This window comes from Lysinibacillus sp. NPDC097231, from assembly GCF_044761885.1.
Classification (GTDB): Bacteria; Bacillota; Bacilli; order Bacillales_A; family Planococcaceae; genus Lysinibacillus.
In genome coordinates this window covers 166728-179719 of record NZ_JBIWDH010000002.1, presented here as the reverse complement: position 1 = coordinate 179719, position 12992 = coordinate 166728, and the positions used below count along the sequence as shown (strand labels likewise).

The 12992-nt window shown below is 34.3% G+C and carries 12 protein-coding genes and 1 pseudogene; 3 read left to right on the top strand and 10 right to left on the bottom strand.

Annotation, left to right across the window (positions count from 1 at the left end; genetic code table 11):
- Nucleotides 1-133: 133 nt before the first annotated feature.
- The 10 genes from ACIQXF_RS02675 to ACIQXF_RS02630 all read right to left on the bottom strand — a co-directional run bounded on the left by ACIQXF_RS02675 (nucleotide 134) and on the right by ACIQXF_RS02630 (nucleotide 10931).
- A complete protein-coding gene (locus ACIQXF_RS02675; protein ID WP_402778729.1) occupies nucleotides 134-517 on the bottom strand; it encodes a DUF3888 domain-containing protein in 384 nt (127 codons plus the stop codon).
- 293 nt (nucleotides 518-810) lie between these two features.
- Nucleotides 811-1578, bottom strand: a complete 768-nt coding sequence (locus tag ACIQXF_RS02670) for a GNAT family N-acetyltransferase (RefSeq protein WP_402778726.1) — start codon at nucleotides 1576-1578, stop codon at nucleotides 811-813.
- 398 nt (nucleotides 1579-1976) lie between these two features.
- The gene (locus ACIQXF_RS02665) at nucleotides 1977-2597 is read right to left on the bottom strand and encodes a hypothetical protein (RefSeq protein ID WP_402778723.1); all 621 of its coding nucleotides are present in this window, start codon (nucleotides 2595-2597) and stop codon (nucleotides 1977-1979) included.
- Between the two features lie 121 nt (nucleotides 2598-2718).
- Nucleotides 2719-3753 (bottom strand): S66 family peptidase, encoded by a 1035-nt coding sequence (locus ACIQXF_RS02660; protein WP_402778721.1) that lies wholly within the window; start codon nucleotides 3751-3753, stop codon nucleotides 2719-2721.
- A 599-nt stretch (nucleotides 3754-4352) separates the two neighbouring features.
- Entirely contained in the window at nucleotides 4353-5603 is a 1251-nt protein-coding gene (locus tag ACIQXF_RS02655) for a DUF4179 domain-containing protein (protein WP_402778718.1), read from the bottom strand.
- A complete protein-coding gene (locus tag ACIQXF_RS02650; RefSeq protein WP_402778715.1) occupies nucleotides 5600-6100 on the bottom strand; it encodes a sigma-70 family RNA polymerase sigma factor in 501 nt (166 codons plus the stop codon). Before ACIQXF_RS02650 ends, ACIQXF_RS02655 begins: the two co-directional genes overlap by 4 nt.
- A gap of 372 nt (nucleotides 6101-6472) precedes the next feature.
- Nucleotides 6473-7021 (bottom strand): GNAT family N-acetyltransferase, encoded by a 549-nt coding sequence (locus ACIQXF_RS02645; RefSeq protein WP_402779085.1) that lies wholly within the window; start codon nucleotides 7019-7021, stop codon nucleotides 6473-6475.
- A gap of 433 nt (nucleotides 7022-7454) precedes the next feature.
- Nucleotides 7455-8882: a beta propeller repeat protein gene (locus ACIQXF_RS02640; protein WP_402778712.1), complete on the bottom strand. Its 1428-nt coding sequence runs from the start codon at nucleotides 8880-8882 to the stop codon at nucleotides 7455-7457.
- A gap of 593 nt (nucleotides 8883-9475) precedes the next feature.
- Nucleotides 9476-10162, bottom strand: a complete 687-nt coding sequence (locus tag ACIQXF_RS02635) for a M23 family metallopeptidase (RefSeq protein WP_402778710.1) — start codon at nucleotides 10160-10162, stop codon at nucleotides 9476-9478.
- Nucleotides 10163-10295: 133 nt separating this feature from the next.
- Entirely contained in the window at nucleotides 10296-10931 is a 636-nt protein-coding gene (locus tag ACIQXF_RS02630) for a TetR/AcrR family transcriptional regulator (protein WP_402778707.1), read from the bottom strand.
- 92 nt (nucleotides 10932-11023) lie between these two features.
- On the opposite strand from ACIQXF_RS02630, the pseudogene ACIQXF_RS02625 reads away from it, so the two are divergent.
- The 3 genes and pseudogenes from ACIQXF_RS02625 to ACIQXF_RS02615 form a co-directional block, all read left to right on the top strand.
- Nucleotides 11024-11144: pseudogene (locus tag ACIQXF_RS02625) on the top strand (Tn3 family transposase); the annotation flags it as partial.
- 357 nt (nucleotides 11145-11501) lie between these two features.
- Complete coding sequence (locus tag ACIQXF_RS02620; protein WP_402778705.1) at nucleotides 11502-11993, top strand: RNA polymerase sigma factor; 492 nt, start codon at nucleotides 11502-11504, stop codon at nucleotides 11991-11993.
- Nucleotides 11993-12904, top strand: coding sequence for a sigma factor regulator N-terminal domain-containing protein (locus tag ACIQXF_RS02615; RefSeq protein WP_402778702.1), 912 nt, complete (start codon nucleotides 11993-11995; stop codon nucleotides 12902-12904). Before ACIQXF_RS02620 ends, ACIQXF_RS02615 begins: the two co-directional genes overlap by 1 nt.
- Nucleotides 12905-12992 lie beyond the last annotated feature (88 nt).

Here is a 12992-nt window from a genome sequence, read left to right as displayed (position 1 = left end):
TACACTAAATAAAACCATTAGAAGAGGAATACGTTTATCCAATTTCATCACCCTAATTTTTTATTTAGGTATAGTATGTCTTGTTCATTTACAATAATTCCTTCTTCATCTATCCTGCCCCGTTAGTTTAAGTTCAATGATATGTTTTCAAGTGTTTATAACTGATTAGTTCACCACTTGTATTTATCACAACCTCATCTTCCCCATAACCATTATGAGCACCATAGTAAGGGGACACTTTCAACGTTATCTCATATAATCCCCCAATTCCATATACTTGCTTTATTTTTAGGATTTCAGTTTCCCACGCAGCCCAAGAAAGACCTTCTTTAGGTGCATTTTTGTCATTCTTATAAATTTCAGTAATTGCTTTATCTACTGGATTTCTATTGCTACTTATAAGTGCCATTTTAACTGTTTCGCATAATTCCGTATCAGCTTCATTTATTGTTTTTGAATATACTGTTGTATTAGCTAAAGACATTCCAACCAAAAGCATAAGTACGATTTTTTTCATATTCAGTCACCTCATTTTAGTTTCCCAAGAACTAAAATGATTTATAGTTGAATAAAAAAAGATGGGATCACTGTGGAATCCCATCCTGAAGTAATGCACCCGTTAGCTTAATAAGGAACGAGACTTACTAACTAGGTTTATTATATTCTCCTGTTGAAGCATTATAGCCCGCTGCTTCCATGGAGGCTTATTAAACAATCGCGCCCGTTTATACAATAAGAAAGAAGAAAGAGTGTTACCTCAGTAATCCCCATTCTTAAACTCAAGACCCTTTTGTTTAATAAGAAATCTTCTTATTCAAATACAACCATTTCTCCGACATCTATAAACCCAAAGCGCTTATAGATACTTTTCCCATCCTCTGATGCTTGTAAGACAACGGGTTTTTGTTTATCTTTTGTTTGAGTAAGAAGGTATTGAAACATTTCACTGCCATATCCTTTACTTCTAAATGTTTCTTTTGTCATAACATCATAAATACCATAACTTTCTTTGCTATCTATTAGTAAACCAGTAGATACAGTTATTTCACCGACGCGTCCAATAAACATTTGAATTTCTGAACCTAAATTTACTTCAGAAAACTTACTAAAATAATTTTCTAATGCATCTTTTTCTGGTGTACCTTCAAATAGGCTCATAAAAACCTCTTTATATTCCTTAAGTTCTTCAAAATTTCTCACATGTGTAATCATAAGCTGATGGGACTTTCTTTGACCAACATTAAGAGTATTTTCAAGTTTCATCATTACATTACGTTCTGCTTCTTTTAGGTCGTATTCTTGCATCAGGTCTTGCCAGTCAGAGTTCAAATACCGGGAGTCAATCCACGTACTAAAGGGATATTCTTTAAGAGACATATTTTCGATGCTATTTCTAATATTAAATGCATTTTTTATATGTGAAGATTTCGGCAAAAGTACATTGAATGTATCAGTGGGTATTTCTGTATTCGCCAAAACGAAATCTTCTTCTTTGATAAGCTGTCCATTAACCGCATGAGTGAATATTCTTATTTTTTCTTCAAGATTGTTTATAACTAATTGTTGATTTGTAATCATTTCTTTGCACCTTCCATTATAAATTCAGCGCGCGCTTTTTTTATTATAGGAGCAATTCAATTATAATAAAACAATGTTCACAGTTTTTATATCCTCCCATAATTTTCAGAAAACTCAGAGCACACTTGTTTATTTACTCCACAATCTGGCCCGTTTGTTGAACACAAGTTAAACAACACTGTTGAACTAACCTGCCCCGTTAGTTTAAGTGTAATCCTTCACAATCTCAATTGCATTATATATAAATATGTGATTACTTTCTTCAACAATATGGTTATTCATCAGAAAAGACTCTCCCTATTTCAGAAAAGCGCCCTATAATGGAATCACTTAAGATATTCACTACTAACATTCCTTTTTATGATGTATTATTTGTCTCTTTAAAAGGATATAAAAAGTTATTTCTTTACATTATCGGTCCATAAAATTCTGTATAAAAGTGCAAACTCAGCTTCTTCAATACCCGCGGGTAGTTCACCATTTTCGCTTCCAACAGAACTCAGTATATTTTTAGTAGTGCCGACCCACGCTGCTAAATAAACAGGTTTATTTTTCTCTAAAGTAACTTTTTCACCTACTAGCTGACTGAAAGATGAAGATGTCATGTTATTTGAATAATTAGTTGTAGCAAGCCCAGAAGGTATACCGGTTATCAGTTTTAAAGAATGGTCTTTGTCATTAAAGTTACTTATTCCAAAAGAAATGATGCTATCTTTAAACTGTGTTTTCGGTTCATCCGAAGTAGTTAGCAACTCTTCCTTTAGTTTCCCGTTTTCATACACCTCAACGGAAAATTGTAAATCATCATCTTCCTTCAAATTGCCTTCCAACTTAAAAAAAGCAATTTGCTCTATACCTGTTTTACTTACGAGCATTTTTTCTTTTTCACTCATGTTATATGGCTCAATAGTTATTTTCGCATTTGATATTGGTTTTTTGTTTTCTTTTTCTACACCCACGCACCCAGTTAACAACAAAGTAAGAATTATAAATAAACTACATCCTATAAAGTTTCGCAATTTTACTCTCCTAAATAATCAATTTTCTTGTGCAAAGCTTCACCGTTAGCACAAGAAGCGAATTGAACAATCGCACCTGTTACTTTAATAAGCAATAAACCATCCATTTTCCTCTCAGTATCTAAATATATTTCATTATGATGGCACCCTTACCATTACTATATTTTACTGTTGTATATGCACCATTCACCAAAATGTTTTGTGGGGGTGTATGACCAACATCAGCATCTAGAATAATAGGGATATTAAAACTTTCAAAAACATCCTTCAAGGCATCAGTTAATGTAAAATCACCCATATCTTTATATCCACTCGTTCGTCCAAAAAGCACACCTTTAATATTGGAAAACCAATGTTTTTGTTTCATTTGCCATAAAGCTCTATAAATTTTTGCTGCATCCATTCCAACCGTTTCAAGATACCAAATGACACCTTCTTCTTGACAGTATTGATTCACAAAATTATTAACATTATCGAATGGAGTGCCCACCAAAACTTGTAAAGTATTTACACATCCTCCAATCAATCTCCCTGAAAATGTCACTTCATCTTCTTTGTTTAAAGTTTTCCATTCAGTTTGCGAATCGAGATAAAATCCTTTAGCGGGATTTGAATACACCTTATCCCAACTGGATTGATATTTTTCAGATGAATATTGTGTAATTTCTTCATTTTCATTACAACTGAGTACATCTATCCACATACTAGATAGCCCATCCCATTCAGGAGCTGATAGTTCAGTGAAATTTACACCATGAGCAGAAGCATGACCTGTTATTGTCGTGTAAGCAAAAATAAATGTACTTATATCTGAGTAACCTAATATCCATTTCGGATTCAATTCTTTTAGTTTATCCCAATCGATAAATGGTAAGATTTCCATTGCAAAACTACCTCCCCAAGGAGGCATTATTACGCTAACACTATGATCTTGAAGAAAAGCCATTAATTCTTCTACTCTTTTTTCTATAGAAGCACTTCTCCCTTTGTGTTGAGTTAGTACAGTTTCGCCGATTAATACTTTAAAACCCTTTTTCTCTACTTGTCGCTTTGCTTCATCTACAAGTATATGTAATGTTTCTTCCACGCCACTTGAGGGAGCAGTTACACCTATTAAACCGTCTGACTTTAGGGATGTTGGATATTTAATTTTCATAAAATTCTCCTTTATATACTTGTTTTATATTTTCATAGCTTGTACATTTCTGAGAAATATACAGTTGTTTGGTCTAGTGTAACACATTTACAAATATTGGAGCGGTGTGAATCTGTATGACTAACAAAAAAATTGACTTTTACAAGATCTTAGATGGGGTTAACGGGCTTGTGATAGTTAATAGTAGAGCGGTAGAATCAATTTGATTGGTGCTACAGGAGAGGTTGTGGACTTGCGTGTGATTTTACACTAGTCCTATCTTGATGGCTATATCAAAATTCGTTATTGTTTCTGGAGTTGAATGTTTCAAAATTGCGCCCTATACTTAATTACGCATTATTTTTACATTCGTTACAACACCTTCTACGTTAACATCGAAGACAAGCCACTCACTATCAATAGACATGAGTCTACGCTCATTGCCAAGATAGTACACCAAACGCCTAGGTGCTCCGAAACTTTTTCATTGTTAAATCCGGACACTTCGTAACTTCTGCAAATTTTAGAAAAAGTGTAAGCCACAAACACAGGATTATTAGGTAGGTCCGGAAATATAATAAAGATGTTCAAAAAGGATAGCCTTTTTGAACATCTTTACTTTATTGCAATGGAATATTCAGTTCAATATTTTTTCCAATAGGATTGAAGAAATAGTTGATATATATTTTTGCTTTGCCATCATAATCTTCAAATTGGGTTGTCTCAATTTTGTACTGCTCATCTCGTGAAGCAGTGGCACCTTTAAATTCTAACCCCGTACCATCTTCTTTTACAGCATTAGTTAGCAATAAAAATCTACTTTCTGCCCGTTTATCTATAGCAACTGATACATCTTGCTCCGTTACAGAAATGTCCCACTCGAAATAATCGGGCTTCGTGAGTACTTCTTTTGTCCCAAAATCAACTTCGATAAAATCCTCGCCCTTTGGAACGGCTTGAACAGCTCCAATTATAATTTTGAGTGACTCTGGATCATGGAAATAATTACTTTGCAAATATAGCGTATATTTGCCTTCACGAATATTTTTGTATAATGGGTGACTTTTGCTTTTTCTTCGCTCTCCATCTTGCATCACGACCTCAACATCATCAAATGATAAAATTTCCATCGTATTCGCTTCGTCTACTTCAATATCGAGAGCCATTTCTAATGGAGAACGACGAATTTGTGTAATCGTAAATTTCTGACCATCAACATTTACAGTTCGATTCGCAGTAAAAATTTTCTCCTTTGCGATTTTATTTTGCAGTGTAAACGGTACCGTAATTTCAATGTTCCCCTTATCTTTATCATTAAAATGAAAAACTGCTTTAAAATCTTTTGAAGTATAAGCGAAAGTCTCTAAAAAATCATATTCCACTGAAGATGAGATGCGTGTTTGATTGTCTACGTTAATGGTAAATGAACCTCCGCCTTCAATTTTTTCGTCCCCTTGGAACAATTGAACTTCCTCCAAATTTAATCTCGACATATCAAATGAGGCATCGGCGTCATAGAAAAGTACTAATCCAGTATGATCTGCTATCACGCCTTGCAATGTAAGCGATAGACCATTTTTAGACTGCGTCACATTGATTTCTTCATAGTATTCATTGTCGACAATATCTTGTATCCCTTTATCTCTTGCAATCGCTAATACAAGTGCTTCAAAGCCAGGTATTTTTGCAACTTGGCTAGCAATCGTAGGAGAAACGCGAATAGAAAATAAAAAGCTTAGGCACAACAAAAAGACTATTGAAACCGAAGCAATGCGCTTCTTTGTTCTTTTTTCTTGCTGAACTTTACGAAATGTATCCATTCGAACTTGTTGAAGTTTCTCCTTTGGAACGTCAATCGGTAGTTTACTCATAGCCAGTCCTCCTTTTCTCTAGCAAAGGTTCTAAGCTTTTTAAGTATGTGATGAAGCTTAGACTTTACAGTACCTTCTGGAATTTGATTTAGCTCTGCAATTTCTTTGTTTTTTAGTTGCTGAAAATATTTCATATAGACGAGTTGCTGCTCCGATAAGGATAAATGTTCCAATAATCTCTCCATATCAGAATAGATGGCCCATTCAAATTGGTGATATTCCTCAATTTGCACGGTTGGTGGGCGTTTTCGTAAATGGTCTTTACAACAATTGATTAAGACGCGCACGAGCCATGTTCTGGTATATTCGTGTTGTTTAACGGTATGCATTTTTTTTAGTGCCTTGTAAATAAGCTCCTGCATCACGTCTAAAGCGTCTTGTTCATTTTTTAAATATGTAAAAGCCATGCGATATAAAATATCTTCATCCATTTCAATGAGTGAAAGTATCGCTTGATGATCCCCACGAATAGCACGCTGTTCGATTTCAAATTCCATCCTTTTCGCCTCCTTCCCTAATTAGACTCAGCGATGCTTCATTTCGTTCAAAAATTTTAAAATTATTTAAGCTTTATTTAATAATGATCCCGAAAGAACTTTGGATAAGCATGACGAATAGCTGTATATCTTTGATATTGTTATCAGATATACAGCTATTTATTTTCCACAGGTCGATTGAATATATCTGACAAGGGCATTTAAACATTCCTGATGAGATAGCACATTCGACAACTCCGTGAAGGGATTTTCTATGTATCGATAAAAATCTAACCTGTTCGCTTCCGCTGTTTCGGCGATGCTCAAACAGATGGTTGTCCACATAATAATGGGGGAATAACTAGTGTTGTAGCGTATGGATACTCTCCCTTTTTAAATTCCTTTGAGGTCCCCTTTAATGATTGCGTACATATATAAATCATCAAATTTTCCGCAAGTATATTCATAATGCCTCAATAAACCTTCTCTTTTAAACCCCTGATTTTCTACTAATTTTTGTGATGATATATTCGCAGGATCAATTAGAGCCTCTATTCGTTCCATTTCCATGTGTTTATAGCCATATTTAATAACAGCTTCTAAAGCTTCACCAGCTATTCCTTGTCCCCAATATTCTTTATTTAATTCAAACCCTATTTCAGCTCGATAATGTTTAGGGTGCATATTAAGAAAGCCACAACTACCTATAACAATACCAATGTTTTTCTGTGTAATCCCCCACCTTATACCTGTACCTTCTTCCAATATAGATTTATACCATCTTATTTCGCTCAAAACGTCATTTGGGGATTCGTATGGTTCTAACCCCATATATGTAACAACGTCTTTATCTGAGAGGTATTTATACATATCGTTAGCATCCTCTGGTGTCACTTCTTTTAAAATTAATCTTTCTGTTTCTATAATTGGAAATTTACTCATCATACAGTCTCCCTCTATAAAAATTGGTTTTAGTAATCTTATAATATTTTCTAATCAAGAATATTTCACTTACTTTATAATGTAATCTATTAGACTACTAGGTTTACCTGATCAATTCTTCTGTCAACCCGAGCGTTTACTGGGTTTACCTGATCAATTCTTTCGTCGATCTGAGCGTTTAGCTCGACCAAACTACCCCCTTATGCAGCTAAACAACCTACTGAATAATAGTCATTTGGTAAAGTATAACATGTTTACAAATATTGCTGTGAGGTGGATGTGTATGATAAAAAAGAAAGATTGACTGTTTCAAGCCCTTAGAAAGAGGGCTTATATTAGTACAAAAAACGATTGCTCTAATTGAACAATCGCCCCCGTAGTTTATTTAAAATGCTTCGCAATATATTTTTTCATGGATATAGACTTGAAATTTTTATTGTCTCGACTGTATGGTCATTTCTTCCCATGAATAATCAGGTATAGTCGCAATCCATAACGTATCTCCCATGATATCCACATCCGAGACGATGAAATTTCTCGCATCAAACACTTTTTCTGATTTATTTTCATCTTTCATGTTGATGGAATAAATAGCTTCACCTCTATGTGTGGTTCCGAATAATTTCTCTCCTTTTTTAATAAGTTTAACTATCGTTTCATCAACTTGAATTTTTCTCCAATTTCCCTCTTGAAGATTTCGGGTCCAAATTCCATTTTGTATGGTAATGAATAGCCTATTATGAATCACTTTCATATCCTCGGGAATATCATTACTATTCGGCATAGTTATCTCGTTCCACCCATGATTTGTCTTTTGCAAAATCCTCCTTTCTTCCGTGATTCCTACCAAATCACCATTATCCGATATTTGAACCTCATAAAACCGTTTAGGAACAATAGCTTGTTCCCAACTCTCCCCTTGATTGGTCGTATAGTAAACCTTTTCATTTGATATCACAGCTATATGGTTGTTGATTGAATAATCGACATTTTCAATCGTGTGGTCTAATGAAAGAATCTTCGTTCCTTTACGTTTTGATGTAATACCTGCCCACACTTCTTTTTCCGTAGCTACATATAATTGATCGTTTATATCAAACCACGCGTGTGTTACATAATTATTAGCTTGGAGTTCTGTCCATGTATCTCCATTGTTATGGCTCCATTCAATAAAAGGTTGCTTGGTTGTACTAAACTGTGTCGGCTTTTTGTCTCCCCATACCACTAAACTGTTTTTTTCAGCGACAACTCCCGTAATCGCCATCCCTTTTTTTGTTAGGTTATTGATTCCATTACGTTTAGATATTAATCCTCCACCGTTTGGTAATTTATGAATGGCACTAACCACATCTCCGTTTTTGGCATTGAATGATATTCGAGTAAAACGGTTATCTTGATCATTGCCAAACACTGTTAGAATAGGCAAACCATCAATACTATCAAGTGTAAAATGAAAGCCTGTTGCCCAATCTTTTCCTAGGTTTAGTCCGTATTTATCCTTTGCTAGTTGAAGAACATCAGAGCTATCCAACTTAATCTCATTGTAGGGTATTGTTCGATCCGGTGTTTGCTTACCTGGTCTAAACACGGTAATTTTCTTTTCTGAGATACCAATTAGTACATAATCATCTGTTCCTGGAACCACAAAGATCATAAACCAATTGAAGCGTCTCCCAGTTTCTCCTCTCGAGCCTCCCATCGTTTCATCTACACTGTTTACTCTAGATAGTGTTGCGTTTACATTCCATTCTTTTGCTCTCTGTAATCCAATGTTAATCGCTTCTTTTAATGTAATTTCACGATCTGAAGCAATTCCTTTACTACCCATCAAATTTACAAAAACTAAAAAAATAACTAACAAACAGGAGATTTTTTTCAAGAAACTCAAAAATACCACCATCCCATAACTAAATAGGTATATTAATCATATGATTAATGTGCCTATTTAGGATGGAGTCATTCCTTCGTTATATACCCTCTTAGAACATTTATCATGAATACTTCTTACACTAATCTACCCTGTTAGCACAAGAAGCGACTGTTTATCTTAAACAATCGCCCACGTTAGTTTAAAAATTTCTATCCAAAAAAAGAAGCATATAACTACCTGCACAAAGAAAAATTGCAACTTCAGTTATGATATAGATCGAAAATTCAAATAAAGTTAATTTTCTTTCTCTTCTAATTTTCTTAAAGTGGCTATAGTAATAGATTGAACATAGGAGTAATATTATTGCTGAAATTTGGAATATGTTATCCAATAGACTAACCAATAAATCATCTCCTCACATTAATAATATTTTTTTCATTTAACTCTTTTATTTGTTCTCCTGAGAATAGATACATCCCTCTTCCGCTAATCTGCTCCGTTTGTTCATTAAAGAAGAAAGGAGCTGCTTAATCCGCATTTTCCTGACAGTACCCCAACAATTTATTCACCCATTCATTAGCTTTTTAAAATCTTATTCTATCCTTATTTGTTGGAATCCCATTATTTACCTTTTCCCATATGCCATTTTTAAATAATTCGTATTGTTCAAAAGCAAAAGGCAATCCGTTTGCAATAGCTATGTCACTACTATCCATAAGTTGAAAATGCAAATGTGGAACAAAGGAGTTACCTGAATGACCCACTCTACCAATAAAGTCACCTTTTTTTACATTCTGACCCACTGAAACCTGAATTGACCCTGTTTGAAGATGGACTAATCCAGCATATACATTGTCGCCACATTCTATAATGATATAGTTGCCAGCAATTGATTGTATGTCGTCTTTTTTTGGGTCGAAATAATGAGCATTTTTATAAGCGTTAGACATATCTGAAAGTAATTTTGTTCGTGTTCGTTCTTTACAACCATCCTCTGCTTTGACAATGATCCCGTCGCAGGGAGCATATACTTCTTGCCCCCAACAATAATATTCATCTAATGGAACCCCAAAAAGTAGATATTTCGCCAAACTAGCGCGATAAGCGGGCCAACCCTTTCTTTCCCAATCTACTTGTATAAAGTCATAAGCATATCTAGATCCAAATTTGTTTGTGCCATGACTCGGAATTTTTGTCCCTGGAGTGTTAGGAGTGTGCCATTCTCCCCTCAACGGAGACCCTACAATTATCGGCTCACGCGCATCAATCATCGCATATCCCTCCTCTGTCGATTTGTTACCTGCATTTATTGAAAATGACTAATGCCACAAGGGGAAGTGCCTGTACGATACTAATAAGTACAGGCATACGTTCTTTCGTGTTGAACGCGTATTTCCCACCCCCTTATTCATTGCTTGACGTGTAGAATACTTTTCTCATTTCATCAAAATATCCATCAAGTTTTTCAACAACGAGTTCATAGTTTATAGCTAGAGATTCTGAATTTCTAATATCCTCTAATATTTCATTAGTAAATCCAACATTAGCCCAAAGGATAAATTGTTTGCACTTTTCAATATCTAACCCTGCTCTAAATTTAGCTTCATCTATTTCATCAAATAATTTAGGATAACAGCTTGAATGTTCTTTGTGTGTTCTATTTTCGAGTTCCTCATTAACCTCGTTGGAATTAGTATTTCGTGAAAGTTTATTAAACTCTAAAATCCATGGGTACTTTTCCGATAATTTAATTTGCAAAAGATATGATTGACGCAATCTGTTAAAAATATCTTTTTCATCATAATTCATCAATTCAAGATATTCATTTTTAATTAGGTCAGAGAAGTAATCATACACAACAAGAAAAAGCTCCTGCTTGCTACTTACATAGTGGAACATAAGAGCTTTAGATATTCTGGCTTCTTTTGCGATTACATTTGTTGAAGCGTCGTCATACCCCTTTGATGAAAATTCTTTTAATGCTGCATTTAGAATAGCGTCCCTCCTTTGAGGGTTTAAATCTAATAACTTTGTCAACATCTGTCACTCCTTTATAAGAAATGAGATTTTACCTATTAGGTTAATTTCATCATATACATGTTTACCTATAAGGTCAATATAAAGACGCATCGCACTATGTTTCAAGAAATGCGATTCATATTTTGGATGGTTTATTACATCATGAGACGGTTTTAACCATAGAAGACAGACATGACAGGTTACACGGATCAAATTTTCGGATTGACTCATTTATCTTCTGTATCTGCGCTGCTGCTATGCTTTCGCGCAGTTAACATTGGCTAAATGAAGATAAAAATCCCCCTTGAGATTTCTAGTTCTACCACTTTCCTGCTATATTAGTACAATTAGTTCAACAGCTTTTGTACAACGAGATACTATAGAACTGCTAATTATATAGCTTCCAAAGGATTTCAAAGTTCGGACATGCTTACTTTCAAGTCACGAATATTTGAGAATTGTCCTCTTAAAACCAATTTATAAATGATATTTCCATATCGAACGAAATATTTATAAATTCAATATAAAATTAATTTATGTGTATACATTTGGAAATGCTCATTCGTTGTTTAAGTATAGGGAGGAAAAAAAATGAAAAAAGAAGACGTACTAGCCTCCTATCTTATCAATTTAGGAGAGGAAGTATTCCGCCTATTACTAGCGAAAGGAGCCAAAAAAGAGGATGCGGAAGATATCATACAAAATACCTTTTATAAAGTTTATCTATTGTTGGATGGCCTAACAGAAAGGAACTTACGTCCGTGGTTTTTTAGAGTATCACTTAATGAATATATTGACTTGAAAAGGAAAAAAGAGCAACAAAACATTTACTTAAGCGAGGAAATCTATTCAAAGCTGCAACATATAGATTGCGAATTTAATACGATTCTAAATAATGATGAGATTTTTTATTTATTAAAAGACGTCAAAACAGAATATAAGGAAATATTCTTTTTAAAGTATTACTATGAATTTTCTTATGAAGAAATTGCTACTATTTTGGACATTCAAATAGACAGCGTAAAGCAAAAATTATATCGAGCACGTAAATCTATTCACTCAAAAATAGGAGGAAAACGTTAATGGATATTTCGATCAAAACTGCTTTAAAAAAAGCTAAACGAAAACAACTACTAAAAATCATCATTACTTCAATTATTGTCGTACTGATTCTACTACCAATCTTCTATAAAACAGGCAACTACTTTGCGGCCAAAGGTTCTACCCGACTTCACGATTCGCTTTACTTACATAATGCAATTGCCGAGCCGAATATTCAAATCGACTCTCAAGTAACAGCTAATTCATCCATGTTCGGTGGTAATATTATTTCAAATCGTTCAAAAAATATTAATGGCTATGTAGTTCCTTGGAGCACACTTACGAGTTCGTATGATTGGCTTCGCTATGATATTGACAACAATGAGTTAGTACCGGGCTTTCATTGGTCTGACACAAATTTTTATGAGTATGATAAACAAACAAAAAATAAAGTGGCGACATTTTATCATCCTTCTATTCATGAGTATTTTGATGGTGTACAAAATGAACTCAGTGAAGTTTCACAAATGAAAAACTACGTGGCGGAAGTTGCTATTTCTTTTGATAAACCGTATACATTAAAAGAAATACAAGCCAAAATTCCCGATAATTTAAACATTGTATGGTTGTATATGGCCTCGCGAATTGCAGATGAAAGTAAGGGACCTTCAGGGGTGTCGGTTTATGGATTTGAACCATCTTCTTCACCAAAAGATGCATATAAAGGATTTATTGATGCGCTCAAAAAATATGATGATAGTGGTAGGAATGAACCTATTCAAGAGTTTCTAAATTCAAATAAAAATAAAAAATGGGATGAAGTAGGGATTTTAGGGGTAATGCTGACTGGCCAATCGCAAAATTTTAAAGCCTTAGAAAATCAAAGTTTTGTTCGTGGAGCTTCAGTAGGCGCTACTGCACAAATCGTACCTTATATTAAACCAGAGAAATAACGAGTAGAAATCAGAATTACATTTGGACTCTCTTTACAGTCAGTGGCTAGTATCTATAGACAAAACCAGTTAGTAAGTGTATTGAGGA

Coding starts and splice junctions, on each gene's coding strand:
- ACIQXF_RS02675 (WP_402778729.1), bottom strand. CDS start 517: ATGAAAAAAATCGTACTTATGCTTTTGGTTGGAATGTCTTTAGCTAAT.
- ACIQXF_RS02670 (WP_402778726.1), bottom strand. CDS start 1,578: ATGATTACAAATCAACAATTAGTTATAAACAATCTTGAAGAAAAAATA.
- ACIQXF_RS02660 (WP_402778721.1), bottom strand. CDS start 3,753: ATGAAAATTAAATATCCAACATCCCTAAAGTCAGACGGTTTAATAGGT.
- ACIQXF_RS02655 (WP_402778718.1), bottom strand. CDS start 5,603: ATGAGTAAACTACCGATTGACGTTCCAAAGGAGAAACTTCAACAAGTT.
- ACIQXF_RS02650 (WP_402778715.1), bottom strand. CDS start 6,100: ATGGAATTTGAAATCGAACAGCGTGCTATTCGTGGGGATCATCAAGCG.
- ACIQXF_RS02645 (WP_402779085.1), bottom strand. CDS start 7,021: ATGAGTAAATTTCCAATTATAGAAACAGAAAGATTAATTTTAAAAGAA.
- ACIQXF_RS02635 (WP_402778710.1), bottom strand. CDS start 10,162: ATGATTGATGCGCGTGAGCCGATAATTGTAGGGTCTCCGTTGAGGGGA.
- ACIQXF_RS02630 (WP_402778707.1), bottom strand. CDS start 10,931: ATGTTGACAAAGTTATTAGATTTAAACCCTCAAAGGAGGGACGCTATT.
- ACIQXF_RS02620 (WP_402778705.1), top strand. CDS start 11,502: ATGAAAAAAGAAGACGTACTAGCCTCCTATCTTATCAATTTAGGAGAG.
- ACIQXF_RS02615 (WP_402778702.1), top strand. CDS start 11,993: ATGGATATTTCGATCAAAACTGCTTTAAAAAAAGCTAAACGAAAACAA.